Source organism: Pedomonas sp. V897 (assembly GCF_051304405.1).
In the GTDB taxonomy this organism is placed as follows: Bacteria; Pseudomonadota; Alphaproteobacteria; order Sphingomonadales; family Sphingomonadaceae; genus Pedomonas.
Window position 1 is genome coordinate 54,568 of sequence record NZ_JBPPGG010000002.1, and the last position, 24,218, is coordinate 78,785.

Sequence of the window (24,218 nt, forward strand, 5' to 3'; positions counted from 1 at the left end):
TCCCGCAAGGGGCCCCTTTTGCATTTGGGGACGCTTCTGCCCCTCGGGCCGCCTGCGGCGGGCGTTTCCCCTGCCATCAGAAACATTCCATCCATTCCCGCGAATTCTGCGCCAGTATGTTTGCGCTCCGGCAGGGTTTTGCCTTATGGAGGGCGCGCGTCTCCGGACGGGTCTCCCGACGGGGTTGGATTTCATTCGGCAGGACTTCAATGACCGATATTGCAGCATTGGAAGCGGAGCTGACGGCCGCCATTGGCGCGGCCTCCACGCTTCAGGAGATCGAGGACGTGCGGGTGAGGGCGCTCGGCAAGTCGGGCAGCGTCACCGCGCTTCTGAAAACGCTGGGCAAGCTCTCCCCCGAGGAGCGGCAGGAGAAGGGCCCGCTGTTCAACGGCCTGCGTGAGCGGGTGACGAACCTGTTGGCCGAGCGCAAGGCGGCGCTGGAGGAAGCGGCGCTGAACGCCCGCCTCGCCAGCGAGCGCAGCGACGTGACCCTGATGCCGCCGGCAAGCCCGAAGGGGTCGATCCACCCCATCTCGCAGGTGATGGACGAGCTGACCGAGATCTTCGCCGACCTCGGCTTCTCCGTGGCGGAAGGCCCGGAGATCGAGACCGACTGGCACAACTTCACCGCGCTGAACATTCCGCCGGAGCATCCGGCCCGCGCCATGCACGACACCTTCTACTTCCCCGAGGACGCGAAGGGCGAGCGGCTGGTGCTGCGCACCCACACCTCGCCGGTGCAGGTGCGGACCATGGTGGACGTGGCGGAGGCGCTGAAGTCCGGCAAGCTGAAGGCCGATGGCGAGGGTGACATCATCCGCATCATCGCGCCGGGCCGGGTGTACCGCTCCGATTCCGATGCCACCCACACCCCCATGTTCCATCAGGTGGAGGGGCTGGTCATCGGCAAGGGCATCCACATGGGCCACCTGAAGTGGACGCTAGAGACCTTCGTGAAGGCCTTCTTCGAGGTGGATGCCATCACCATGCGGCTGCGTCCCAGCTACTTCCCGTTCACCGAGCCTTCGGCCGAGGTGGACGTGCAGTGCCAGTGGGGCAATGGCGAGCTGAAGGTGGGCGAGGGCAGCGACTGGCTGGAAATCCTCGGCTGCGGTATGGTCAACAACCGGGTGCTGGAATACTGCGGGCTCGACCCCAACGAGTGGCAGGGCTTCGCCTTCGGCTGCGGCATCGACCGCCTCGCCATGCTCAAGTACGGCATGACCGACCTGCGCGCCTTCTTCGACGCGGATCTTCGCTGGCTCAGGCACTACGGTTTCAGTTTCCTTGATGTCCCGACGCTCTCGGGAGGAGTGGGCGCATGAAATTCACCCTTTCGTGGCTGAAAGATCACCTCGACACGACCGCTTCGCTCGAGGAGATCACCACCGCCCTCGTGCGGCTGGGGCTTGAGGTGGAAGGCGTCGAGAACCCGGCGGACAAGCTGGCTCCGTTCCTCATCGCCCACATTCTGGAAGCAGAGAAGCACCCGAACGCGGACAAGCTGCGCGTGTGCAAGGTGGACATCGGCCAGGGCGAGCCGGTGCAGGTGGTCTGCGGCGCGCCCAACGCGCGCGCGGGCATGAAGGCCGTGTTCGGCCCGCCGGGCGCCTACGTGCCGGGGCTGGACGTGACGCTCAAGATCTCCGCCATTCGCGGCGTGGAGAGCCGGGGCATGATGTGCTCGGGCCGCGAGCTGGAGCTGTCGGAGGACAGCGACGGCATCCTCGACCTACCCGCCGATGCGCCGGTCGGCACGTCCTACGTCGAGTGGCTGGGCCTCAACGACCCGGTGATCGAGATCGCCATCACCCCGAACCGGCAGGACTGCCTGGGCGTCGCCGGCATCGCCCGGGATCTGGCCGCCGCGGGCCTCGGCACGCTCAAGACCCCGGCGGTCACGCCGGTGGCGGGCGCGTTCGAGAACCCGGTGCCCATCCGCATCGAGGACAGCGACGGCTGCCCCGTGTTCCTCGGCCGCCTCGTGCGCGGCGTGAAGAACGGGCCGTCGCCGGAATGGCTGGCCCGCCGCCTCAAGGCCATCGGCCTGCGCCCCATCTCGGCGCTCGTCGACATCACCCAGTATGTCATGATCGACCGGGGCCGGCCGCTCCATGTCTATGACCTCGCCAAACTGACCGGGGGGCTGACCGCCCGCCGGGGCAAGCCGGGCGAGGAGTTGCTGGCGCTCAACGGCAAGACCTACGCGCTCGACGAGACCATGGTCGTCATCGCCGACGACGCCCGCGCGCTGGGCCTTGGCGGCATCATGGGCGGCGAGGAGTCCGGCTGCACCGAGACGACCACCGACGTGGTCATCGAGTGCGCGGCGTTCGATCCGGTGCGCATCGGCGTGACGGGCCGCAAGCTGGGCCTCACCTCCGATGCCCGCGCCCGCTTCGAGCGCGGCATCGACCCGGCCTTCATCGAGCCCGGCATGGAGCTGGCCACCCGCATGGTGCTGGACCTGTGCGGCGGCGAGGCCTCCACCGTGACGAAGGCGGGCGCCGTGCCCGCGTTCGACAGGTCGGTGGTATACAACCCGGCCCGCGCCGGGACGCTGGGTGGCGTTGCGGTGCCCGAGGCCGAGCAGGAAGCGGCGCTTACCCGCCTCGGCTTCACCATCGAGAGCAAGGCGGCCGGCGCCTGGATCATCCGCGTGCCCTCGTGGCGCAAGGATGTGGATGGCGCGGCCGACATCGTGGAGGAAGTGCTGCGGCTGGTGGGATACGACCGGATCCCCTCGACGCCGCTGCCGCGCGCCGAAGGCGTCGCCCGCCCGACCGCCACTTTCGCCCAGCTGCGGCAGCGCCGCGCCCGCCGCGCCGCTGCTGCCCGCGGCTTCCACGAGGCGGTGACGTGGAGCTTCATTGCGCCCGCCGAGGCCGAACCCTTCGGCGGCGGCGCGTTCACGCTGGACAACCCCATCTCGGCGGACATGGCCGTGATGCGCCCGAGCCTGCTGCCGGGCCTCATCCGCGCCGCTGCCCGCAACCGGGACCGGGGCGCGGCCTCCGTCCGCCTGTTCGAGGTGGGCAAGCGCTACCTGACGGAAGGCGAAAAGCCGACCCTCGCGCTGGTGGCGGCGGGCGAGAAGCAGTCCCGCCACTGGCAGGCGAAGGCCGCCGCATTCGACGTGTTCGACGCCAAGGCCGAGGCGCTGGCCGTGCTGGAAGCCGCGGGCGCGCCCGTCGAGCGGCTTCAGGTGACGGTGGATGCCCCGGCCTGGTTCCACCCGGGCCGCTCCGGCACGCTGCGGCTCGACCCGCGCAACCCGATCGCCCACTTCGGCGAGCTGCACCCGAAGGTCGCCAAGGCGCTCGACATCAAGGGCGCGGTGATCGCCGTCGAGATCTACCTCGACGCCATCCCGCAGCCGAAGCAGGTGAAGCGCGCCCGGCCGAAGTACGCCCCGTCCGACCTCATGCCTGTCTCGCGCGACTTCGCCTTCGTGGTGAAGGCGGACGTGGAAGCGGGCAAGCTGGTGCAGGCGGTCAAGGGCGCGGACAAGCAGGCCATCACCGCCGTCGAGGTGTTCGACGTGTTCCAGGGCCCGGGTGTCGAGGAGGACCACAAGTCCATCGCGCTCGCCGTGACCCTGCAGCCGGGCGCTGCCTCGTTCACCGATGCCGATCTGGAGGCGATCTCCGGCAAGATCATCGCCGCCGCCGGCAAGGTGGGCGCAACGCTGCGGGCGTGATCTCCCCTTCGGGTTTGAGTTAAGGGGGGCTGTGCCCCCCTTGACAATCCCCCTGACGTCTCAAAGAGCCGTGTCCTTGCATAAAGGGCGCGGCTCTTTGGCGTTGAGTGGAGAGGGCCGGGCCTGTTCTGCCTGCTGGTGCCGTCTGGTCAGGCGCGAACGCCACAAGCAAAAGCGGGCGTGAGGCACTCCGGCCCCCACAGGAAAACCCAGCCGCTGCAGGCGGTTACCAATATTCGACCACAAGGCGTGCTTTGGGGACTTTCCTACGGCCGATCATATCGCCTATGTTCGAGCTATGTTCTATGAATCGATCCTTGCGGCGCTCTTCGGAGGCGCCCTCGTACTGGCAGCCGGTTGGCTGCTGTGGGTCCGTGGTCAGTCAGCCGCGAAGGCGGAGCTGGCGGCACTTCGCGGCGAGCTTGACGCCGCCCGCGCCGAGAAGGAGCGGCTGATCGGCGAGGCGGCGGAGGCCCGCACCCGCATGGCGGAGGCGCAGGCGCTTGAGCGGGCGGCGCGGGAGCGGGCGGACGAGATCGCCTCCCGGATGGATGACGCCCGGGACGCGCTGGAGCACGAGCGGCAGGAGCGCATGGCGCTGCAAACCCGTCTGGCGGCCCTCGAAGCGCAGGCGCAGGAGCGCGAGCAGGCCATCGCCGCCCAGATCGCCCAACTGACGGAGGTGCGCGGGCAGCTCCAGAAGGATTTCGAGGCGCTGGCCTCGACGGCGCTGCGCCAGAACGAGGCGCAGTTCCTCCGCATGGCGGAGGAGACCATGAAGCGCTACCGCGAGGGCTCGTCGGCGGACCTCGCCAAGACCCGCGCCGAGCTGGAAGCGCTGCTCACCCCGGTCAAGGACACGCTCGCCCGCTACGAAAAGGGCATGACCGAGGTGGAGAAGGCCCGCGTCGAGGCCTACGGCAGCCTCAAGCAGCAGATCGAGTCCATGCTGAACGACCAGAGCCAGTTGCGGGCGGAGACGCAGAAGCTGGTGCACGCGCTCAAGTCCGGCCCCAAGGCACGGGGACGCTGGGGCGAGCAGCAGCTGCGCAACGTGCTGGAGATGGCGGGCCTGTCCGCCTACGTGGACTTCCAGACCGAAGTGCATGTGGATGCGGGCGAGGACGGCGCGCTGCGCCCGGACGCCATCATCAACCTGCCGGGCGGCCGCCAGCTGATCGTGGACGCCAAGACCTCGCTGGTGGCGTTCCTCGACGCCGCCGAGGCCACCGACGAGACCGCGCGCCACGCCCACCTGCTGGCCCACGCCAAGGCGCTGAAAACCCATGCGGAGCAGCTGGGCCGCAAGGAATACTGGCGGCAATTCGGCAAGGCGGCGGATTTCGTGGTCATGTTCGTCCCCGGCGAGCATTTTGTCACCGCCGCGCTGGAGGTGGACCCGGAACTCTGGGACTTCGCCTTCGAGCGCCGCGTGCTGCTGGCCACCCCCACCAACCTCATCGCCATCGCCCGCACCGTCTGCCACGTGTGGCAACAGGAAAAGCTGGCCGAACAGGCCGAGCAGATCGGCCACATGGGCAAGGAACTGTACAACCGCCTGCGCACCATGGGCAGCCACGTGGCCGACCTCGGCAAGGCGGTGGATCAGGTGGTGAAGAAGTACAACGGCTTCGTCGGCAGCCTCGAGCGCAACGTGCTGCCCCAGGCCCGCAAGTTCGGCGAACTCCAGTTCGAAACCCAGGCCGAACCGCTGGCCGTGCTGGAGCCGTCCGAACAGGCCGTCCGCCACCCGGACCGGCGCGGCCGCGACCTCACCTTCGACGGCGGCGAGGCAATCACCGTCTCCCTGCCACCCGCCGAAGTGACAACGGACGCCGAGGAGTAATTCGGGGAGCTTTTCCGGGGTTTGTTGCGGGGTTTTATGCAGGAGGGTCTCGGACCCTCCTGCACCTCCCATTCGATTCAATAGAGACGCGCGTCTGGTAACCGGTGCGGCCCTTGTTTCTCAGGTTCATTCATTGGGCCATGGGCTTCATGAAGGGCGCGTCCCGATGCAATCTGTCTATCGGGCCGTGTGTCCGAGCGAGCCGCTGAAACGGGCTGTACACTTGGTTTTCTGGATGCGCGGTGGTTTCCGTTGGCGCGTCCGATTTGAGGGTCGGGCCGCACGCTTCATGAAGGGCGCGTCCGGATGAAACCTGTTTATCGGGCCGTGTGTCCGAGCGAGCCCCCGAAACGGGGCTGTACTCTTGGTTTTCTGGATGCGCGGTGGTTTCCGTTGGCGCGTCCGATTTGTTGACCGGGTCGCACCCTTCATGAAGGGCGCGGCCCAATGGATTCTGTTATTTGGCTGAGCGTTTCATCACGCGCACGGCCCGATAAATGAATGGGAGGTGCAGGAGGGTCCGAGACCCTCCTGCAATCAATAAACAAACCTGAAATAAACAAACCCGAAGGAACCACCCCGCCTGCTCGCCCCTTACAGCCGGTCCATGCGCAGCCAGCGGGGGTTTCCGGCCCAGGTGCGGGTGAAGGCGGTTTCGGTGGCTTTGGCGCCGGGGGTGTCGCCGAGGGCGTGTTGGGTAGTCATGAGGCCGTAGAGGGCCCAGCCGTTGTTGGGGGCCTGGGCGAGGGCTTCGAGGAAGGCCTGCCGTGCGCCCTCGTGGTCGCCAGCGGCGTAGAGGGCGGCGCCGAGGGACTGGCGCACGGGGTAGTACCAGAACGGCGGCTCCATGTAGGGGATGGTGTCCTCGATGGCGACGGCCTGCCGGTAGAGGCGGATGGCCTCCTGCTTCTGGCCGAGGGCGGCGGCGAGGCGGGCTTCGGCGACACGTTCGGCGATGTGGAGCAGATCGGGGGCGGGTACGCCCTGGTCGATCATGGTCTTGAAGTCGGTGGTCTCGCGGATCTTGCGGATGGCGGCCACTTCCTTCTCAACGCCGGAGCGGTTGCGATTTTGGGCATGGGCGACGGCGCGGGCGAAGTGCCACATGCCTGTCACGTAGGGCAGGCGCGGGTCCGGGGCGGGCAGGGCGAGGGTTTCCGCCGGGCTGGCGTATTGGGCATAGGCGAGGTAGGGCGCGGCGTTGACGGGCTGCACCCAGGGAATGGCCGCGGCCACCTCCACGCTGACGATGGTGGAGAGCTTGCGGGACTGGGTGAGGACCGTCTCCATGTCTCCCGCCATCTGGGCTGAGTTGACGAGGAAGTGCACGTTGTGCGGGTAGTAGCCGTAGCGGTAGAGGCCCGTTTCATGGGGTGCGTTTTTGAGAAACGCCTCGTCGGCCGCGGCGGCGTCCACGTTGGCGCGAATGGAGTCGCGGAAGCGCCCCACGCGGTAATAGAGGTGCCCCGGCATGTGGATCAGGTGTCCGGCCGCGGGCAGGGGCCTTGCCGCGAGACTGTCGGCGTAGCGCTCCGCCTTCGGCGCGTGGTTCGAGGCTTCCATCAGGTGGATGTAGAGATGATTCGCCTGCGGGTGGCCGGGGCTGCGGCCCTGCACCGCCTCCACAATCGCGATGGCCTCGCCGATGCGGCCCTTGGGGGTGCTCTTGTCCGCCTCCCAGTAGTCCCACGGCTGGGTGTCCATCACCGCCTCGGCGGCGAGCACGGCGATGGTGTCGTCCTGCGGGAACTGGCGGGCGGCCTCCAGCATCTGCTCGGCGAAGGCCAGATCGAGGGCCTTGCGCGCCTCGGGTGCGGTGACGGAGGAGGTCTCCGGCGCGTAGCGGATGGCGATGGCGCGGATCAGCGCCTGTTCTGCCGGCGTGGCGCGGCTGGCGATGGCGTTTGCGTACCGGGCGACAGCGACGGCGCGGGCGTTCACCGCCGGGTCCATCGGCGCGTTGATGTTGGGGCCGTGGGCGAAGGCTTCGCCCCACCAGCACATGGCGCACTGCGGGTCGAGCCGCTGCGCCTCGCGGAAGTAGCGGATCGCCTCGGCGTGGTTGAAGCCGTAGGTGAGGGCCAGTCCCTGATCGAAATAGCGCTGCGCCAGGGGGTTGGAGGTGGTGACGGGGACATGGACGGACTCCAGCCCTTCCAGCAGGGGCGGAGGCTGCGGGGCATCGGCGTTCGGCTCGCGCGCCTGCGCTGCCCGGCTGAAGGCGAGGGCGGCCTGCAACCGCTGGCGCAGGGTGGTGCCGGGTGCTCCTGTGCCGCCGCAGAGCTGGCGCAGCTGGGCGGTGGGGTCAAGCGCGTCCAGCGCGGCCTGTGAGGGCTGGAGGAGGGAATTCGGCGCGGTGCTGGCGGTGAGGCCCGCGACGGCGCACACGGGAAGGACCGTGACAAGCCACTTCAGGGGGCGGCGTGCTCCTTGCATGACGACCCATGCCTTTCAGAGGGCGACCTGGAGACACAGGAAAAGTAGACACAGGCAGACGAGCCCTCTGGGCGCCGGAAACGCGCGGGCCTACTTGTGGTTGCACGCCGTAGGGGAAAGGACACCGCAGTTCGCCGCAACGCCGGGAAGCGGCGTCCTGGTGCCCTTCCCCCCCCAGAGAACACACACGCCGAAGGAACGCACAAGGAAGAACGCTGACGAAGACCACGATCCAGCGCGGTCAGCGCTTCCGCCGCTGCCGGGTTCCGGCGAGGCCGAGCAGGCCCGTGCCGAGGAGGCCAAGGGTCAGAGGCTCGGGGACGGCTTCGACGGGGGCCGTGCGATCGAAGGAAATGCGCAGGTCATCCAGCACGGCGATGTCGTCGTTCAGGGCGCCGAAGGTGAGCATTTTCAGACCGCTCCAGCTCACGTCCAGAAACACCGGCGCGGAGGACGTGATGGCGAAGTCCACCGAAATGTCCGGCAACTCATCGCCATCATCCAGGTAACCGGTCACATAGGCGGTGCCGGTTTCAAACCGGCCGGAGGTGAACCATCCGCCCTCGAAGGTGAAGGTGCCGGATGGGGCCTTGATGAGCACAGGGCCAACGTATGTGGAGATGGCGGCTTTTTCTCCGGAGACGACGCCATTTTCGTAACCCGTGCCAGGCAAGGCCGGCCCCAGAATCGCGTACACATTCTCCCAGTTCAGTCCGGCATATCCGTTGGGGATGGGGGCCTCGGCCAGAGACAGGTTATCGATCACCACGCCCTCGAAATCGATGATGTCCGCATGGGCAGGGGCGAACGCCAGGGCCGTGGTCACAAAAAATGTGGCAGCCAGTAACGATTTCATTTTGCTCTCCGATGCAAGTGTGGGTTGCATCGTGCTGGAAGCAAAACAAATGCCAGTTGAAATATTTCAAATATATCAGTTGAAAATGGTTAATTTGATCGTCGCCCTGTCAATCTCTCCGACACTCGCGAAACAAAATCGCGGTTAATCCGGACAGACTTTCCCTGCATTTTCTGTTGAACCACGCCGGCTCTTCCGCGCAGGCGCGGGGGAGGGCGGCCCCCTCCGGACTCCCGGCGCGGCGGGCGGGCTCAGAACTGTTCGGGCAGGTGGTCTTCTTCCGCCAGGTCGGCGAACTTGGTGGTTTCCTTGTGGAAGTGCACGTTGACGATGCCGGTGGCGCCGTGACGCTGCTTGGCGACGATGATCTCGGCGCGGCCGCGGATGCGCTCGCCCTTTTCCATCCACTGGATGAACTTGTCCGTGCCTTCCTCCGGCTTCTTCTGCGCGTGGTAGTATTCGTCGCGATAGACGAACAGCACGATATCCGCGTCCTGCTCGATGGAGCCGGATTCGCGCAGGTCGGCGAGCTGGGGCCGCTTGTCCTCGCGGTTTTCCACCTGACGGGAGAGCTGGGAGAGGGCGATCACCGGAACGTTCAGCTCCTTGGCGAGGGTCTTGAGCCCTCGGGTGATCTCCGACAGCTCCTGCACGCGGTTGCCGTCGCCGCCGGCCCGGCCGGAGCCCTGAAGCAGCTGGAGGTAGTCGACCACGATCAGGCCGATGCCCTTCTGGCGCTTCATGCGGCGGGCGCGGGTGCGCAGCGCCGCGATGGTGAGGCCCGGGGTATCGTCGATGTAGAGCGGCAGGTCTTCCAGCTCCTGCGCGGCGCGGGCGAGCTTGAGGAACTGCTGCTCGTTGATCTTGCCCATGCGGAGCAGCTCGCCCGAGATGCCGCTCTCCTCGGCGAGGATACGGGTGGCCAGCTGGTCGGCGGACATTTCGAGGCTGAAGAACGCCACCGCCGCGCCGGAGGACTTCTCCAGCGGCACACCCTGGGACACGTCCAGCCGCGCCCGCTGGGCCGCCGCGAAGGCGATGTTGGTGGCGAGCGCGGTCTTGCCCATGCCGGGGCGTCCGGCAAGGATGATGAGGTCCGAGTTGTGCAGGCCGCCCATCTTCTCGTTGAGCGAGGTGAGGCCCGTGGTGATGCCCGACAGGTGGCCGCCCGACTTGTAGGCCTTCTCGGCGATCTCCACCGCGATGCGGGTGGCGTCGCGGAACTCCTTCATGCCGCCGGAGATCTCGCCCTGCTCCGCCACCTTGTAGAGGGCGACTTCGGCCTCCTGGATCTGGGCCTGCGGGTCGAGGTCGCGGCTGGTATCGAGCGCCTGCTCCACCATGCTGCGGCCGACGCGAATCAGTTCGCGCAACAAGGCGAAGTCGTAGATCTGCTGGGCGAAGTCCCGCGCGCCGAACAGCGCCGCCGTGTTGGCCGCCAGAGTCGCGAGGTAGGCCGGGCCGCCCAGCTCGGCCATGGCCTCGTCCTTCTCGAACAGAGGCTTCAGCGTGACCGGATTCGCCACCAGGTTGCGGTCCACCGTCCGCAGAATGGCGGAATAGATCCGCCCGTGCAGCTCCTCGTAGAAATGCTCGGGACGCAGCTTGATCTGCACGTCCTCAACCAGGCGGTTGTCGATGAGCAGCGCGCCCAGCAGAGCCTGCTCAGCCTCCAGGTTGTGGGGGAGGCTGACGCTCGCCAGAGCGTCGGCATGCGACGGAGAAGGGACAGGTGCGAGTGCCATAGGGACTCAGGAACCTACACGCTTGCGACGCCAAACCCAAGGGCCTCGCCTCGCGCCTTGAGACGAAAGCCGGAAAATGAACGGCGAGCGTTCGTGGTTTGTTCCTTTCCTGCGGCGGCAAACCCGCGGAACCAGCCGGGGAGGGGGCAAAGAAAAACGCCGCCCGGAGGACCGGACGGCGCTTTTCCAAACCTTGCAAGGCCGAAGAGGCTTACGCCTCGGCAGCCTCGTCGCCCTCGGCAGCTTCCGGAGCGGCTTCGGCCTCGGCGGTCTCTTCCACCGGCGCTTCTTCCACTTCTTCCGCTTCCTTGGTCACGTCCACGCCCTTGGCCTGGAGCTCGGCTTCATCGTGCGAGCGGGCCACGTTGACCGTGATGGTCTCGACCACCTCGGGGTGCAGGGCAATGCGGACGGTGTACAGGCCAAGCGACTTGATCGGACGATCGAGCACGACCTGGCTCTTGGCGATGGCGACGCCCGAGGCCTCGGAGAGGGTCTCGGCGATGTCGCGGCTCGACACCGAACCGTAGAGCAGGCCGGTGTTGCCGGCCTGACGGATGAGGACGATCGCCTTGCCGGCAACCTTGGTGGCCTGCTCGGCGGCAGCCTCGCGGCGCTTCTGGTTCTCGGCCTCGATGTGGGCGCGCTGGGCCTCGAAGAACCGCTTGTTCTCCTCGGTGGCGCGGAGCGCCTTGCGCTTCGGCAGCAGGTAGTTGCGGGCGTAACCCGGCTTCACCGACACGATGTCGCCGATGGTGCCGAGCTTCTCAACCCGTTCCAGAAGGATCAGTTCCATGGGGGCGCCTCCTTACTGGACCAGGAACGGCAGCAGGCCGATGTGACGGGCGCGCTTGATGGCCCGGGCCAGCTCACGCTGCTTCTTGGTCGAAACCGCCGTGATGCGCGAGGGGACGATCTTGCCGCGCTCCGACACGAAGCCGCTCAGCAGACGGACGTCCTTGTAATCGATCTTGGGCGCGTTCTTGCCCGAGAACGGGCAGCTCTTGCGCCGACGGAAAAACGGTTTTGCCATAGCTCAAGGCCTCCTTAGTGCCGCGGACCACGGCGTTCGCCGCGCTCGCCGCGTTCGCCGCGCTCGCCGCGTTCGCCACGTTCACCACGCTCGCCGCGCTCGCGGTCGTGCTTGCGCATCATGGCCGACGGGCCGGCTTCCAGCTCGTCAACGCGGATGGTCATGTACCGCAGCACGTCTTCGTTCAGCGCCACGTTGCGCTCCAGCTCGGCCACGGCGGCGGCGGGCGCTTCGATGTTGAACAGGACGTAGTGGGCCTTGCGGTTCTTGCGAATGCGGTAGGCGATGGTCTTCAGGCCCCAGTACTCGGTCTTGGTGACCTTGCCACCGCCGGCCTCGACGATCTTCGTGAACTGGTCGGCCAGACCATCGACCTGGGCGGTCGCAAGGTCCTGGCGGGCCAGGAAGACATGCTCGTAAAACGGCATGTGCTGCTCTCCTCTGTTGCCGATCGCTGGTGCCGGGCAATCCGGTCACCCCTCCGGCTGGCTGCGGGAAAAACACATGGCGGGGAACCGGCAAAGGCTCCCCGCCATGAGGGTTGTCTCATGCCGCAACTGCGGCAGGAACGCAAGGATAAATCAGGCGGCCTTCTTGGTGCTGGAGTACAGCGACCACAGCGAGGCCACTTCCTCGAAGCCCTTGCCCTTCACCTGGGCCAGAGTCGCCTTGGCGGCGGCGGCCTGACCGGCGCGCACCTGGGCGATGCCCTTCAGCAGCAGCGCCTCCGGCGTGGAGCCGGCCTTGGCGAAGGTGGCGGCGGCCACGTCATACTGGCCGAGGCCGTAGTAGGTCTTGCCCGCCGTCAGCAGGTCCGCCGGGTTCTTGGACGCGGCCATCTTGGCCACCTGGGCCTGGGCCTGGCTGGCGCGGGTCTCGACGCCCTTCAGGGTGTTCTGGGTGCGCGCATCGTTCGGCAGCTTGCCCTTCTCGATGCCCGCCTTCATGGCCTGGTAGCCAAGGCCCGGCGCGCCATTGGTGGCGGCCAGCTGGACGTACTCGTTGTACTCGGTGACCGAGTCGAGATTGCCGGTGGCGTCGATCAGCAGGTACAGGCCGAGCTTGGCGGCCGGCGGCATCTGCTCGCCGCGCAGGTTGTACAGCAGCGCCTTCCAGTTGGCGGGCGACGGGTCGACGCGGATCAGCTGCTCGACGGTCTTGAGGTAGCCTTCCTTGTCACCCGCGCGGTACTGGGCGCCGGCAAGGCCTTCCAGATACTGCTTCTTCGGGCCGCCGGAGGCGATCAGCTTCTTGTAGGCCGAAGCGGCCTGGGCGTGCTGATTCAGCTTCACGTAGGACTGCGCCACGATCAGCTGCATGTCGGCGCTGGTCGACTTGGACGCAACCTGCACGGCCTTCTGGTACTGGCCGGCCTGATAGTAGAGCGGAGCGATCTGGTTCGGCGTGGCGCCGACAGCCTCAAGCTCCTTCGCGGCCGCCGCAAACTGACCGGTGGACGTGTAGACGTAGGCCGCAGCCTCGCCCACCTTCTTCTTCTCGAAGTCCGTCTTGGCGGCCTTGCGGGCTTCCTCGATCTTGGCGGTCGCAACCGCAGTCTGGCGCTTCTTGGCAGCGGCCATGGCGTCCTGGAGCGGTTTGCCCACCGCCTGGCTGAGCTGCTGCGCCACCGCCGGGGTGGAAACAGCAACCAGGGCGATCGGAGACGCGGTGGCCAGCGCCAGGGCCAATCCTAGGGTCGGAACTCGGAACATTGCAGCCTCACGTAATTTTATTACCGATTGGTTGGCCCGGATGGCTTATTTTTCCACCTACCTTGGCCGAGCCGAAGCGCGAACATACCATTCGGGCCGCTCAGGCAAAGAAAAAAGTTCGATTGACCGTTCCTGCAACGGGGTCAACGGGTGGTTGTTCGCAAATGGAGAACGCCATACGGCCCGCCCCGGTTTCCATGCATCCAGCCTTGCCCGGCCGTTGCGCCTTCGTATATGCCCGCATATCAAACCGAACACACACACGGACACCATTGCAGGGAGTGCAGGACTTGGTGCGGGCATTCGTATTTCCGGGACAGGGCAGTCAGGCCGTCGGCATGGGCAAGGCGCTGCGCGACGCCAGCCAGACCGCTCGCGATGTATTCGGAGAGGTGGACGAGGCGCTGAAGCAGAATCTCAGCCGCCTGATGCTGGAGGGGCCCAGCGACGAGCTCACCCTGACCGAGAACGCCCAGCCGGCGATCATGGCCGTCTCGCTGGCCGTGGTGCGGGTGCTGGAGAAGGACGCCGGGGTTCGCCTGGCCGACAAGGCCGCCTACGTGGCCGGCCACAGCCTGGGCGAGTATTCGGCGCTGGCGGCGGCCGGTGCGTTCGAAATCGCCGACACCGCGCGGCTGCTGAAGCTGCGCGGCCAGGCCATGCAGGCCGCCGTGCCGGTGGGCGAGGGCGCCATGGCGGCCCTGCTCGGGCTAGACCTGCCCGAGGCGCAGGCGGTGGCCGCCGAGGCGGCGCAGGGTGAAGTCTGCACCGCCGCCAACGACAACGCGCCGGGCCAGGTGGTGGTCTCCGGCCACAAGGCGGCCGTCGAGCGGGCCATCGAGATCGCCAAGACCAAGGGTGCCAAGCGCGCGCTGCTGCTGCCGGTGTCCGCCCCCTTCCACTGCCCGCTGATGCAGCCCGCCGCCGACCGCATGGCCGAGGCGCTGGCGGAGGCTTCCATCCGCGCCCCGTTCGTGCCGGTGGTCGCCAACGTGACCGCCGCCCCGGTCTCCGACCCGGAAGACATCCGCCGCCAGCTGGTCGAGCAGGTGACCGGCGCGGTGCGCTGGCGCGAAAGCGTGGAGGAGATGGTCCGCCTTGGCGTCGACACCTTCGTGGAGTGCGGCGCGGGCAAGGTGCTCTCCGGCCTCGTCAAGCGCATCAACCGCGACGTGACCGCCCTGTCCATCGAGACGCCGGACGACGTCGAGGCCTTCCTCAAGACCCTCTGACCGCAGCCGTCATTCAAGGAGAATCGTGATGTCTTTGTTCAAGCTTGACGGGCTGCGCGCCCTCGTGACGGGCGCCTCCGGCGGCCTCGGCAGCGCCATGGCCGAAAGCCTGGCCGCCCACGGCGCGCGCGTCGCCCTCTCGGGCACCCGCCGCGAGGCGCTGGAAGCAGTGGCGGCGAAGCTGCCGAACGACCCGGTCATCCTGCCGTGCAACCTCTCCGACCCCGCAGCGGTGGAGGGGCTGGTGCCCGCCGCCATCGAGGCGCTCGGCGGCCTCGACATCGTGGTCAACAACGCGGGCATCACCCGCGACACCCTCATCCTGCGCATGAAGGACGAGGACTGGGCCCAGGTGCTCCAGGTGAACCTGGAAGCGGCCTTCCGCATCAGCCGCGCGGCGGTGAAGCCGATGATGAAGGCCCGCTTCGGCCGCATCATCAACATCACCTCCATCGTCGGTGTGACCGGCAACCCGGGCCAGGTGAACTACGCCGCCTCCAAGGCCGGCCTCATCGGCATGTCCAAGGCGCTGGCGCAGGAAGTGGCCAGCCGCGGCATCACCGTGAACTGCGTGGCGCCGGGCTTCATCGCCTCGCCGATGACCGACGCGCTGAGCGACGACCAGAAGGCCGCCCTCATGGGCAAGATCCCGGCCGGCCGCCTCGGCGAGGGCGCCGACGTGGCCGCCGCAGTGGTCTACCTCGCCTCCCGCGAGGCGGGCTACGTCACCGGTCAGACCTTGCATGTCAACGGTGGCATGGCCATGATCTAAGGCCTTTTGGCGGGTAAGAGCGTTATACTGTCAATTCGATCAGAGGATTGACGCTTTTTGGGCTTGTCACGAGCCGTTCGTCGGATTAGTGCCAGCCCGAATGGTGGATGCGAAATTGGCAACCGCCGCCGGAACAACCTCGTTAAGAATAAGGGACGAGAGATGAGCGATATCGCCGAACGCGTGAAGAAGATCGTTGTCGAGCACCTGGGCGTGGACGCCTCCAAGGTGACCGAGACCGCCAGCTTCATCGACGATCTGGGCGCGGACAGCCTCGATACGGTCGAGCTGGTCATGGCGTTTGAAGAGGAATTCGGGGTTGAAATTCCGGACGACGCCGCCGAGAAGATCCTGACCGTGAAGGACGCGATCGACTACATCCAGGCGAACGCGCAGTAAGAGTCCGCATGGGTGTTGTTTTGCCCGTGACGGAGTGAGATTCACGGCCCTCCAGGCATGGGGGGCCGTTCTCGTTTTAATCAAGGTCCGGCCGCGCACCGTGTTCGGATGGACTTGTAAGTTGAAGGAGGCGGAGACATGCGTCGTGTCGTCGTGACCGGATTGGGCATGGTGACCCCGCTGGGTGGCAGCGTCGAGACCACCTGGTCTAATCTGCTGGCGTCCAAGTCGGGTGCCGGTCCGATCACTATCTTCGATCCCGAAGGCTACGCCTGCCGCATCGCCTGCGAAGTAAAGCGCGGTGACGGCACCGGAATGACCTTCGACGCCAACAAGCGCGTGGATCACAAGATCCAGCGTCAGGTCGATCCCTTCATCGTCTACGGCATCGATGCCGCCGGACAGGCGCTGGAAGATGCCGGCCTGACCGACCTGGACGAGGCCACCAGCCTGCGCGCCGGCACGCTCATCGGCTCGGGCATCGGCGGCCTGCCGGGCATCGAGAAGGAATCGGTCAACCTGTTCAAGAACGGCCCGCGCCGCGTGTCGCCGCACTTCGTCCACGGCCGGCTCATCAACCTGGTCTCCGGCCAGGTCTCCATCAAGTACGGCCTGCGCGGCCCGAACCACGCCGTGGTGACCGCCTGCTCCACCGGTGCCCACGCCATCGGTGACGCGGCCCGCCTCATCATGCTCGATGACGCGGACATCATGGTGGCGGGCGGTGCGGAATCGGCCATCTGCCCGCTGGGCATCGCCGGCTTCGCCCAGGCGCGCGCCCTCTCCACCGCCTTCAACGACGAACCCGAGCGGGCCTCCCGTCCCTACGACAAGGACCGCGACGGCTTCGTGATGGGCGAAGGCGCGGGCTGCGTCGTGCTGGAGGAATACGAGCACGCCAAGAAGCGCGGCGCCAAGATCTATGCCGAAATCGTCGGCTACGGCCTGACCGGCGACGCCTACCACGTCACGGCCCCGGCCGAGGACGGCTCGGGCGGCTACCGCTCCATGGAAATGGCCCTGCGCCGCGCCGGCATGAACCCGGAAGACATCGATTACATCAACGCCCACGGCACCTCGACGCCGCTGGGCGACGAGATCGAGCTGGGCGCCGTGCGCCGCCTGTTCGGCAACGCCATCGGCAACGTGTCCATGTCGTCCACCAAGTCGGCCATCGGCCACCTGCTGGGCGCCGCAGGCGCGGTGGAGGCGATCTTCTCCATCCTCGCCATGCGCGACCAGATCGTGCCGCCCACCCTCAACCTCGACAACCCGTCGGAAGGGTGCCTGGGCGTCGATCTGGTGCCGCACAAGGCCAAGGAGCGGAAGGTGAAGGCCGTCCTCTCCAACAGCTTCGGCTTCGGCGGCACCAACGCCACGGTCATCTTCAAGGCGGTCTGATCCCGCCAGATCACCGGAAACACGGGGAACGGGGCCAGTACCGGGTACTGGCCCCGTTTCGTTTGTGGTAAAGGGTCTCCCATGGAATTCACCGCCAGGCAGAAGTGGGCCATCACCATCACAGCGTTGCTGCTCTGCGCCGCGCTCATGGCCGTGCTGTGGTTCGGCAACCTGTCCTACCAGTGGAAGGCCCCCGGACCCTCGACCCAGGACACCGTGGTGCTGATCGAGGAAGGCGCCTCGCTCACCCGCGCCGCCCGCAGCCTGGAGGAAACCGGCGTCATCGCCGACGCCAAGGCCTTCCTGCACATGGCCCGCCTGTTCGGCGGCCACAAACCGATCAAGGCGGGCGAATACACCATGCCCGCCGGCGTCAGCCCGGCCGAGGCCCTGCGCCTGCTCCAGGAAGGGGCGGTGCTGCTGCGGCGCGTCACCATCGTCGAGGGCATGAGCGCCATCCAGGTCCACGAGCGGCTGATGGGCGAGGACCTGCTCACCGGCCCCGTTGACGTGCCGGAAGAAGGCACCGTGCTGCCGGATACCTACAGCTTCGTGCGCGGCGAAACCCGCCAGGCAGTGCTCGAGCGCATGCAGGCGGCCATGAAGCAGACCCTCGACGAACTGTGGGCCGCGCGCGACCCCGACCTGCCGTTCGCAAGCCCGCAGGAAGCCGTGATCCTCGCCTCCATCGTGGAGAAGGAAACCTCCCTCAAGCGGGAGATGCCCGAAGTCGCCGGCGTCTACATCAACCGCCTGAAACTCGGCATGAAGCTCCAGGCCGACCCCACCGTCATCTACCCCATCACCCAGGGCAAGCCGCTGGGGCGGCGCATCCGCCTCTCCGAACTGAAGGCGGAAAACGCCTACAACACCTACGTCATCTCCGGCCTGCCCGCCGGACCCATCGCCAACCCGAGCCGCCTCGCGCTGGAGGCGGTGCTCAAACCCGCCAAAACCCGGAACCTCTACTTCGTCGCCGACGGCTCCGGCGGCCACCGCTTCGCCGAAACCCACGACCAGCACGTGCGCAACGTGCAGAACTGGCGACGCTTCCGGGCCCGGAACGGCATCTAGTCACACCCCGGGCCAAAGCGTGAAACGCTCCGTCACCATCGCCGGACACCGCACCAGCCTCAGCCTGGAGCCGGAGTTCTGGACCCTGCTCCAGGCCGCCGCCGAGGAAGACGGCACCCCCCTCAGCCAGCTCGTCGCCCGCATCGACGAAGCCCGAACCACCAACCTCTCCAGCGCCATCCGCGTCTGGCTGCTGAACCGCCTGCTGGCAAAACTGGACGCCGCCTCGGGAGCGGGGGGGATTGCTGAGGGGCTTTCAGGGAAGCTCTCGGGAGAGTTTTCAGGAGAGTTGTCAGGAGATTAGGGGAAAGGGGGTCTTGGACCCCCTTTCGATCCCCCTTGACGTTTTCAGGGCCGCACCCGGTCTTGCCGGTGTGCATCCACGGCCACGTGAGGGCATGACAGGCTTGAACGGGTCGTACCCGGTCATGCGGGCGTGCGAAACTGCCGGGAGCCGCAAGGGCTCCTTGGACGCCTTCAAATGGCCGGGAGAGGCCTCCACGAGGCATCAGGACGGCATGACAGCGATGAATGGGCCGTGCCCGGCCATGCGGTCGTGTGCTCCTGTGGAACGCCGCTGGCGCTCCTTAAAAAATCATTCAAGGCGAGGTGTGGCAGGGAAAGAGGGGCGCGACGGGAGAGCTTGGTGCGGCCAGTTCAAAGCGGTCTCCTCATGGATGCGCCCCCCTGGATGCGCCCCCCTGTGGATGCGCTTCCAGGAGACCGGGTGCGGTCCGAAAAACGAATGGGAGGTTGCCAAGAGGGGCAAGCCCCTCCTGCAAACAAAACAATCCCCCCAAAAAAACCTTCGGATAAGACCCCTAGTCCCGCACCACCCGGGTGGTGTGGCCCATCTTGCGGCCCGGGCGGGCTTCCCGTTTGCCGTAGAGGTGGACATGGAGGGTCGGGTCGGCGAGCAGGGTTTGCCAGTGGTTGGCGTCTTCGCCGATGAGGTTGCGCATTTCGACCCGGCCGAGCGGGTCGGTGGCGCCGAGCGGCAGGCCGCAGATGGCGCGCACGTGGTTTTCGAACTGGGAGGTGACGGCGCCTTCGATGGTCCAGTGGCCCGAGTTGTGGACGCGCGGGGCCATTTCGTTGAACAGCACCGTGTCGCCCACCACGAACAGTTCGATGGCGAGGACGCCCACGTAGTCGAGGGCGGTGGCGATCTTCTCCGCGGTGGCAACGGCGCTGGCGGCGAGTTGTTCGCTGAAGGGCGCGGGCACGCGGGAGATGTCGAGGATGCCGTTCTTGTGGACGTTGTGCACCGGCCCGTAGTGGACCATGCGTCCGTCCTGGCCGCGGGCGACCAGCACGGAGACCTCACCGTCGAACGCGACCATGGCTTCGAGGATGGCGGGTTTGCGGCCGATGGTGTCCCATGCGGCGGCGGCGTCGGCGGGGGTGGCCAGGCGGGCCTGGCCCTTGCCGTCGTAGCCGAAGCGGCGGGTCTTGAGGATGGCGGGCGTGCCGATTTCGGCGATGGCGGCTTCCAGCTCCTCCAGCGTCGAGACGGCGCGGAAGGCGGGCACGCCGAGGCCGAGGTCCCGGACGAAGCTTTTCTCGGTGATGCGGTCCTGCGCCACTTCCAGCGCCCGGGCATTGGGCGCGAGCGGGGCGTGCTCGGAGAGCAGCCGGGCCGTGGCGGCGGGGACGTTTTCGAACTCGTAGGTGACGATGTCCACGTCCTTGACGAAGGCGCGCAGGGCGTCCTCGTCCTCGAACGCGCCGTTGACGGTCTTGGCCGCCACGTGGGAGGCGGGGCCGTCGATTTCGGGGCAGAAGATGTGGCAGCGGTAGCCGAGCCGGGCGGCGGCCTGCGCGATCATGCGCCCAAGCTGCCCTCCGCCCAGAATGCCGATGGTGGAGCCGGGAGGAAGAACGGTCATTGCGGTTGCTCGGCCACTCCGTTGGTCTGGGCCTCGCGCCAGGCAGTCAGGCGAGCATCCAGTTCAGGGTCGTTGAGCGCCAGGATGGAGGCGGCGAGCAGCGCGGCGTTGATGGCGCCGGCCTTGCCGATGGCGAGGGTGCCGACGGGCACGCCGCCCGGCATCTGGACGATGGACAGGAGGCTGTCCATGCCCTTCAGCGCCTGCGACTCCACAGGCACGCCGAGCACGGGCAGGGTGGTCATGCTGGCGGTCATGCCCGGCAGGTGTGCCGCGCCGCCCGCGCCCGCAATGATGACCTTCAGGCCCCGCGCCTTGGCGCCCTTGGCGTATTCGTAGAGGCGGTCCGGCGTGCGATGCGCCGAGACGATGCGCTGCTCGAAGGGAACCCCCAGCTCCTGGAGCACGCGAGCGCCATGCTCCATCGTCGACCAGTCCGACTGGCTGCCCATGATGATACCGACAAGCGGTGAAGACGCGTTCATTGAAACTTCCGAACCCAGCGCTTGGAAAGCGCGCACTATAACGATGGTCTCGCCTGAGGCAATCGTCAGCGCGGCTTTTTGATCCCGGCCGCGCGATTCCGGGGGCGAAGAACCGTTGCGGACAGCCAACGTCTTGGCAAGGCCACAATTTTGGGCTTTTCTATAGCAAGAGTCGACGTGGGCGAAAGACCACCAACATGAAGATCCTGAGTACAGGTCGTGCGGGACCGGGCGGGGTAAGCTCTGCGATGCAGACATCCGGCACAAGCATGGCCCGCGCGGCGTCGGTGGAGACGGCCGCGCCGGTGGATCGCGTCGCCCAGATCGTGATGGCGATTCCTCCGCAGGAGATGACCGAGAAGGTCCGCGAGACCATCTCGGCCCTGATTCAGGAGGTGGACCACCTGCGGCGGCAGATCGAGCTGAAGGACGCCCGCATTCAGGAGCTAGAGAAGCTGGCCGATACGGACCCGCTGCTGCCGGTGGCGAATCGGCGCGCCTTCGTGCGCGAGCTGGACCGGGCGATCAGCTACACCGAGCGCTACAACGTGCCCGCCTCGCTGCTGTTCTTCGATATGGACCGGCTGAAGGAGATCAACGACACCTTCGGCCATTCCGCCGGGGACAAGGCGTTGCTGCATCTGGCGGACCTGCTGAAGCGCAACGTGCGCGCCTCCGACGTGGTGGGGCGGCTGGGCGGCGACGAGCTGGCGGTGATCCTGACCCATGCGGACGAAGCCCAGGCCCGCATGAAGGCGGAGAGCCTGGCCCGCATCATCGGAGACACCCCGCTGATGCTGGACGGCCAGCCGATCTGCGTGCGCGCGTCGGTGGGCGTGTGCACCTTCCGGCCGGGCCAGACGCCGGAGGAGATGCTCCAGCAGGCGGACGAGGCCATGTATCGCCAGAAGACGGTGGCCCGCACCGGCTGAGGCGGGCAGGGACGGGGTTGTTTCAGCAACACCGGATACGCAAAGGCCGGATACGCAAAGGCTGGATACGAAAAAGGCCGCTCCCGAAGGAGCGGCCTTTTTCGCGTTCCGTGGGTCCGCGCCCTTAGTGCAGGCGGCGGTCCAGGTCGCCGATCGATTCGTCGACGATCTGCTTGCGCTTCTCGTCGGAGAGCTTCTCGGCGATGAGCCGCTTGGCCGCAGCCGAACCGGCGCGAATCGCGGCATCGCGGATCTCTTCGATGGCCGTGCGCTCGGCGACGGCGATCTTGTTCTCCGCAGCCGCGCGGCGACGGTCGGTCAGGGCCTCGAGGTCCTGACGGGCCGCAGCGATCATGGCATCCGCCTCGGTCTTGGCCGCCGCCACGATCTCGGCAGCGGTGCGCTCGGCTTCAGCCAGCTTGGCCTGGTATTCGTTCTTCAGCGCCTCGGCTTCGGCGCGCAGGCTTGCGGCCTGGTCGAGCTGAGCCTTGATGCTGTCGATACGGGCGTCGAGCGCCTTGGCGATCGCCGCCGGCACCTTCAGGTACAGAAGGATGCCAACGAAGATCAGGGTGCTGACGGCGACCCAGCCCTTGGAGTCCAGCCCCAGGAAGGCGGGGTGGGCTTCGGAGTGGGCGTCGTGAACGGCATCGGCAACCGGCGCGGCAGCGTCGGCTACAGCAGCGGCGCCGTCAACGACGGCAGCGCTGAGGAGGGTGAGCGTGGTCGACATGCGTTCCTCCTTATGCCTTCACCGAAGCGACGGCCTGAACCGCCTCTTCCGCGCCGACAGTGACGCCGGTCAGCTTCTCGACGATCGTTGCAGCCGCCTCGGCGGCGACGGCATCGATCTGGGCCAGGCTCTGGGCCCGGGCATCCTGAATCCGCTTCTCGGCGGCCGCAAGGCGGGTGGTCAGCTCCGCGTCAAGGGCGGCCAGCTTCGCCGAGGTTTCGGCGGTGATGGCGTCCTTGGCGGCCGAGAGAACCTTGTGCGCCTCGGCCCGGGCCTTGGCCAGGGCTTCGTCGCGGGTCGACCCGGCAGCGGCGGCGGCTTCACGGGCTGCTTCCGCTGCGGCGAGCTCAGCCGTGATGTGCGCCTCGCGGCTTTCGATGACCTGTGCCACCTTCGGCAAGGAGGACCGTGCCACCACGAAGTACAGCACGGCAAAGACCAGCGCGAGCCAGACAATTTGCGATGCGAAGGTGGAAATATCTAATTGAGGCATGGCGGTCCCGTCAGTGTCCCGACGATACAAAGCGTCCCGGCATGAAGCCGGGACGCACATTCAGACTGGTGTGCTGCTGTCGATTAGACAGCAAACAGGAGCAGCAGCGCAACCAGGAAGGCGAAGATGCCCAGAGCTTCCGTCACGGCGAAGCCGAAGAACAGACGCGGAGCCAGCTTGCCTTCAGCAGACGGGTTACGCAGAGCGGCGCTCAGGAAGCTGCTGAAGATGTTGCCGACGCCCATGGCAGCAAGGCCGACGCCGATCGCCGCAATGCCGGCGCCGATGTACTTGGCAGCTACAGGATCCATTGGAGTTATCCTTTCTCTCGTATGGCAAGGTGGTGAGTTGGGATGAGGATTAGTGCAGGTTGACGGCGTCGTTAAGATAGATCGACGTCAACAGCGCGAAGACGTAGGCCTGGATGACCGCCACCAGCAGCTCGAGAGCCGTGAGGGCGACATTCATCGCCAGCGGCAGGACAGACATGGCGCTGAGCGCGCCGCCGGCCAGGCCGAGGCTGATGACGAAACCGGCGAACACCTTCAGAAGAACGTGACCGGCGGTCATGTTGGCGAAAAGACGGATGGACAGGGTCAGCGGGCGCGACAGGAACGAGATGACCTCGATCGGCACCAGCAGGAAGATGTTCATCCACGCCGGGCTGCCCTTTAGCCAGAACAGCGAGAAGAAGTGCAGGCCGTGCTTGGCGATGCCAATGGCGATGACCATCAGGAACACCAGCGCAGCCAGGGTCGCGGTGACGGCGATGTGGCTGGTGGTGGTGAAGGAGTAGGGCAGCATGCCCAGGACATTGGCGGCCAGCACGAACATGAACAGCGAGAACAGGAAGGGGATGTACTGCTTGCCCTTCGACCCGATGTTCGATTGCGCCAGATCCGCCACAAAGGCGTAGATGCTCTCGACGGCAGCCTGCCAACGGCCCGGCACGACTGAGGCGCGGCGCATGCCGCCCACCATGAAGATCCAGATCGCCGCCAGCGCCAACACCATCCACAGGGAGGAGTTGGTGAAGGACACGTCCAAACCACCCAGGGTCAACGGCTTGATCGGTACGATTTCAAATTGTTCGAGCGGACTAGCCACCTGACGTGCCCCATTATTTCGCGTCTGAACTGTTCTCGTCCGTCTGGCTCATTTCCATCGAGGCTCGCTGAACATTGCGAAACCCCGCTGCAACCCCAAACAGGAAGAACAGGATTAACAACCACGGGCTGGTTCCGAACCAGCGGTCGAGCAGCCAGCCCATGCCTGCGCCGACCAGAACAGCAGCCACCAGCTCAACCCCCATGCGGAGGCCATAGCTCATGGCCTTTTTGCTTTGGGAACCTTCCGCGCGGCTGTCATCTTGACCGGTCCTCGCCTGTTTCAGGCGTGCCGATAAGGAGTCCAGCCGAGCCTTGTCCGGGTCTTCACCCATAAATGCCTCATGCGTCCGAGCCGTTCTGGTGACAGC

24 protein-coding genes are annotated in these 24,218 nt (G+C 66.7%); 10 read left to right on the forward strand and 14 right to left on the reverse strand.

Annotated elements, in window-relative coordinates; translation table 11 throughout:
• The first annotated feature begins 209 nt into the window (after positions 1–209).
• The 3 genes from pheS to rmuC all read left to right on the forward strand — a co-directional run bounded on the left by pheS (position 210) and on the right by rmuC (position 5,549).
• Entirely contained in the window at positions 210–1,328 is a 1,119-nt protein-coding gene (pheS, locus tag ACSJJU_RS06345; RefSeq protein WP_435914463.1) for a phenylalanine--tRNA ligase subunit alpha, read from the forward strand.
• Positions 1,325–3,703, forward strand: a complete 2,379-nt coding sequence (gene pheT / locus ACSJJU_RS06350) for a phenylalanine--tRNA ligase subunit beta (RefSeq protein WP_435914464.1) — start codon at positions 1,325–1,327, stop codon at positions 3,701–3,703. Before pheS ends, pheT begins: the two co-directional genes overlap by 4 nt.
• Positions 3,704–4,001: 298 nt before the next feature.
• Entirely contained in the window at positions 4,002–5,549 is a 1,548-nt protein-coding gene (rmuC, locus tag ACSJJU_RS06355) for a DNA recombination protein RmuC (protein ID WP_435914465.1), read from the forward strand.
• 594 nt (positions 5,550–6,143) lie between these two features.
• On the opposite strand, the gene ACSJJU_RS06360 is transcribed toward rmuC, so the two are convergent.
• The 7 genes from ACSJJU_RS06360 to ACSJJU_RS06390 all read right to left on the reverse strand — a co-directional run bounded on the left by ACSJJU_RS06360 (position 6,144) and on the right by ACSJJU_RS06390 (position 13,331).
• Positions 6,144–7,985: a tetratricopeptide repeat protein gene (locus tag ACSJJU_RS06360; protein WP_435914466.1), complete on the reverse strand. Its 1,842-nt coding sequence runs from the start codon at positions 7,983–7,985 to the stop codon at positions 6,144–6,146.
• Positions 7,986–8,226: 241 nt separating this feature from the next.
• Positions 8,227–8,841: a PEP-CTERM sorting domain-containing protein gene (locus ACSJJU_RS06365; RefSeq protein ID WP_435914467.1), complete on the reverse strand. Its 615-nt coding sequence runs from the start codon at positions 8,839–8,841 to the stop codon at positions 8,227–8,229.
• Positions 8,842–9,092: 251 nt separating this feature from the next.
• Complete coding sequence (locus ACSJJU_RS06370) at positions 9,093–10,586, reverse strand: replicative DNA helicase (RefSeq protein ID WP_435914468.1); 1,494 nt, start codon at positions 10,584–10,586, stop codon at positions 9,093–9,095.
• Positions 10,587–10,797: 211 nt separating this feature from the next.
• Positions 10,798–11,382, reverse strand: a complete 585-nt coding sequence (rplI, locus tag ACSJJU_RS06375) for a 50S ribosomal protein L9 (RefSeq protein ID WP_435914469.1) — start codon at positions 11,380–11,382, stop codon at positions 10,798–10,800.
• A gap of 12 nt (positions 11,383–11,394) precedes the next feature.
• Positions 11,395–11,619, reverse strand: coding sequence for a 30S ribosomal protein S18 (rpsR, locus tag ACSJJU_RS06380; protein WP_435914470.1), 225 nt, complete (start codon positions 11,617–11,619; stop codon positions 11,395–11,397).
• Between the two features lie 14 nt (positions 11,620–11,633).
• Positions 11,634–12,047 (reverse strand): 30S ribosomal protein S6, encoded by a 414-nt coding sequence (gene rpsF / locus ACSJJU_RS06385; protein ID WP_435914471.1) that lies wholly within the window; start codon positions 12,045–12,047, stop codon positions 11,634–11,636.
• A gap of 153 nt (positions 12,048–12,200) precedes the next feature.
• A complete protein-coding gene (locus tag ACSJJU_RS06390; protein WP_435914472.1) occupies positions 12,201–13,331 on the reverse strand; it encodes a tetratricopeptide repeat protein in 1,131 nt (376 codons plus the stop codon).
• 293 nt (positions 13,332–13,624) lie between these two features.
• Here ACSJJU_RS06390 and fabD point away from each other — a divergent pair, with 293 nt between their 5' ends.
• The 6 genes from fabD to ACSJJU_RS06420 all read left to right on the forward strand — a co-directional run bounded on the left by fabD (position 13,625) and on the right by ACSJJU_RS06420 (position 18,513).
• A complete protein-coding gene (fabD, locus tag ACSJJU_RS06395; RefSeq protein ID WP_435915070.1) occupies positions 13,625–14,563 on the forward strand; it encodes an ACP S-malonyltransferase in 939 nt (312 codons plus the stop codon).
• Between the two features lie 34 nt (positions 14,564–14,597).
• Positions 14,598–15,335 carry a 3-oxoacyl-[acyl-carrier-protein] reductase gene (gene fabG, locus ACSJJU_RS06400; RefSeq protein WP_435915071.1) on the forward strand — a complete coding sequence of 246 codons (738 nt, stop codon included), beginning with the start codon at positions 14,598–14,600 and terminating at the stop codon, positions 15,333–15,335.
• Positions 15,336–15,497: 162 nt separating this feature from the next.
• Positions 15,498–15,734: an acyl carrier protein gene (locus ACSJJU_RS06405; RefSeq protein WP_435914473.1), complete on the forward strand. Its 237-nt coding sequence runs from the start codon at positions 15,498–15,500 to the stop codon at positions 15,732–15,734.
• Between the two features lie 138 nt (positions 15,735–15,872).
• On the forward strand, positions 15,873–17,135 hold the full coding sequence (fabF, locus tag ACSJJU_RS06410) for a beta-ketoacyl-ACP synthase II (RefSeq protein ID WP_435914474.1): 1,263 nt from the start codon (positions 15,873–15,875) through the stop codon (positions 17,133–17,135).
• An 81-nt stretch (positions 17,136–17,216) separates the two neighbouring features.
• Positions 17,217–18,209 carry an endolytic transglycosylase MltG gene (mltG, locus tag ACSJJU_RS06415; RefSeq protein ID WP_435914476.1) on the forward strand — a complete coding sequence of 331 codons (993 nt, stop codon included), beginning with the start codon at positions 17,217–17,219 and terminating at the stop codon, positions 18,207–18,209.
• Positions 18,210–18,228: 19 nt separating this feature from the next.
• Entirely contained in the window at positions 18,229–18,513 is a 285-nt protein-coding gene (locus ACSJJU_RS06420; protein WP_435914478.1) for a ribbon-helix-helix domain-containing protein, read from the forward strand.
• Between the two features lie 517 nt (positions 18,514–19,030).
• Here the strand turns inward: ACSJJU_RS06420 and ACSJJU_RS06425 are convergent.
• Both ACSJJU_RS06425 and purE read right to left on the reverse strand, forming a co-directional pair.
• A complete protein-coding gene (locus ACSJJU_RS06425; protein ID WP_435914479.1) occupies positions 19,031–20,098 on the reverse strand; it encodes a 5-(carboxyamino)imidazole ribonucleotide synthase in 1,068 nt (355 codons plus the stop codon).
• The gene (gene purE / locus ACSJJU_RS06430) at positions 20,095–20,583 is read right to left on the reverse strand and encodes a 5-(carboxyamino)imidazole ribonucleotide mutase (protein ID WP_435914480.1); all 489 of its coding nucleotides are present in this window, start codon (positions 20,581–20,583) and stop codon (positions 20,095–20,097) included. The genes ACSJJU_RS06425 and purE overlap by 4 nt, the downstream gene beginning before the upstream one ends.
• 248 nt (positions 20,584–20,831) lie before the next feature.
• On the opposite strand from purE, the gene ACSJJU_RS06435 reads away from it, so the two are divergent.
• On the forward strand, positions 20,832–21,515 hold the full coding sequence (locus ACSJJU_RS06435; protein ID WP_435914481.1) for a GGDEF domain-containing protein: 684 nt from the start codon (positions 20,832–20,834) through the stop codon (positions 21,513–21,515).
• A gap of 124 nt (positions 21,516–21,639) precedes the next feature.
• On the opposite strand, the gene ACSJJU_RS06440 is transcribed toward ACSJJU_RS06435, so the two are convergent.
• The 5 genes from ACSJJU_RS06440 to ACSJJU_RS06460 all read right to left on the reverse strand — a co-directional run bounded on the left by ACSJJU_RS06440 (position 21,640) and on the right by ACSJJU_RS06460 (position 24,182).
• The gene (locus tag ACSJJU_RS06440) at positions 21,640–22,248 is read right to left on the reverse strand and encodes a F0F1 ATP synthase subunit B family protein (protein ID WP_435914482.1); all 609 of its coding nucleotides are present in this window, start codon (positions 22,246–22,248) and stop codon (positions 21,640–21,642) included.
• A 10-nt stretch (positions 22,249–22,258) separates the two neighbouring features.
• Positions 22,259–22,741, reverse strand: a complete 483-nt coding sequence (locus ACSJJU_RS06445; protein WP_435914483.1) for a F0F1 ATP synthase subunit B family protein — start codon at positions 22,739–22,741, stop codon at positions 22,259–22,261.
• 83 nt (positions 22,742–22,824) lie between these two features.
• Entirely contained in the window at positions 22,825–23,052 is a 228-nt protein-coding gene (locus ACSJJU_RS06450) for a F0F1 ATP synthase subunit C (RefSeq protein WP_435914484.1), read from the reverse strand.
• A 49-nt stretch (positions 23,053–23,101) separates the two neighbouring features.
• Positions 23,102–23,848: a F0F1 ATP synthase subunit A gene (locus ACSJJU_RS06455; RefSeq protein ID WP_435914485.1), complete on the reverse strand. Its 747-nt coding sequence runs from the start codon at positions 23,846–23,848 to the stop codon at positions 23,102–23,104.
• A 13-nt stretch (positions 23,849–23,861) separates the two neighbouring features.
• A complete protein-coding gene (locus tag ACSJJU_RS06460; RefSeq protein WP_435914486.1) occupies positions 23,862–24,182 on the reverse strand; it encodes an AtpZ/AtpI family protein in 321 nt (106 codons plus the stop codon).
• Between the last annotated feature and the right edge of the window lie 36 nt (positions 24,183–24,218).

What these genes read in the sequence shown, in the direction of transcription:
- pheS (WP_435914463.1), top strand. Translation starts at nt 210, where the DNA reads ATGACCGATATTGCAGCATTGGAAGCGGAGCTGACGGCCGCCATTGGC.
- pheT (WP_435914464.1), top strand. Translation starts at nt 1,325, where the DNA reads ATGAAATTCACCCTTTCGTGGCTGAAAGATCACCTCGACACGACCGCT.
- rmuC (WP_435914465.1), top strand. Translation starts at nt 4,002, where the DNA reads ATGTTCTATGAATCGATCCTTGCGGCGCTCTTCGGAGGCGCCCTCGTA.
- ACSJJU_RS06360 (WP_435914466.1), bottom strand. Translation starts at nt 7,985, where the DNA reads ATGCAAGGAGCACGCCGCCCCCTGAAGTGGCTTGTCACGGTCCTTCCC.
- ACSJJU_RS06365 (WP_435914467.1), bottom strand. Translation starts at nt 8,841, where the DNA reads ATGAAATCGTTACTGGCTGCCACATTTTTTGTGACCACGGCCCTGGCG.
- ACSJJU_RS06370 (WP_435914468.1), bottom strand. Translation starts at nt 10,586, where the DNA reads ATGGCACTCGCACCTGTCCCTTCTCCGTCGCATGCCGACGCTCTGGCG.
- rplI (WP_435914469.1), bottom strand. Translation starts at nt 11,382, where the DNA reads ATGGAACTGATCCTTCTGGAACGGGTTGAGAAGCTCGGCACCATCGGC.
- rpsR (WP_435914470.1), bottom strand. Translation starts at nt 11,619, where the DNA reads ATGGCAAAACCGTTTTTCCGTCGGCGCAAGAGCTGCCCGTTCTCGGGC.
- rpsF (WP_435914471.1), bottom strand. Translation starts at nt 12,047, where the DNA reads ATGCCGTTTTACGAGCATGTCTTCCTGGCCCGCCAGGACCTTGCGACC.
- ACSJJU_RS06390 (WP_435914472.1), bottom strand. Translation starts at nt 13,331, where the DNA reads ATGTTCCGAGTTCCGACCCTAGGATTGGCCCTGGCGCTGGCCACCGCG.
- ACSJJU_RS06405 (WP_435914473.1), top strand. Translation starts at nt 15,498, where the DNA reads ATGAGCGATATCGCCGAACGCGTGAAGAAGATCGTTGTCGAGCACCTG.
- fabF (WP_435914474.1), top strand. Translation starts at nt 15,873, where the DNA reads ATGCGTCGTGTCGTCGTGACCGGATTGGGCATGGTGACCCCGCTGGGT.
- mltG (WP_435914476.1), top strand. Translation starts at nt 17,217, where the DNA reads ATGGAATTCACCGCCAGGCAGAAGTGGGCCATCACCATCACAGCGTTG.
- ACSJJU_RS06425 (WP_435914479.1), bottom strand. Translation starts at nt 20,098, where the DNA reads ATGACCGTTCTTCCTCCCGGCTCCACCATCGGCATTCTGGGCGGAGGG.
- purE (WP_435914480.1), bottom strand. Translation starts at nt 20,583, where the DNA reads ATGAACGCGTCTTCACCGCTTGTCGGTATCATCATGGGCAGCCAGTCG.
- ACSJJU_RS06435 (WP_435914481.1), top strand. Translation starts at nt 20,832, where the DNA reads ATGCAGACATCCGGCACAAGCATGGCCCGCGCGGCGTCGGTGGAGACG.
- ACSJJU_RS06440 (WP_435914482.1), bottom strand. Translation starts at nt 22,248, where the DNA reads ATGTCGACCACGCTCACCCTCCTCAGCGCTGCCGTCGTTGACGGCGCC.
- ACSJJU_RS06445 (WP_435914483.1), bottom strand. Translation starts at nt 22,741, where the DNA reads ATGCCTCAATTAGATATTTCCACCTTCGCATCGCAAATTGTCTGGCTC.
- ACSJJU_RS06450 (WP_435914484.1), bottom strand. Translation starts at nt 23,052, where the DNA reads ATGGATCCTGTAGCTGCCAAGTACATCGGCGCCGGCATTGCGGCGATC.
- ACSJJU_RS06460 (WP_435914486.1), bottom strand. Translation starts at nt 24,182, where the DNA reads ATGGGTGAAGACCCGGACAAGGCTCGGCTGGACTCCTTATCGGCACGC.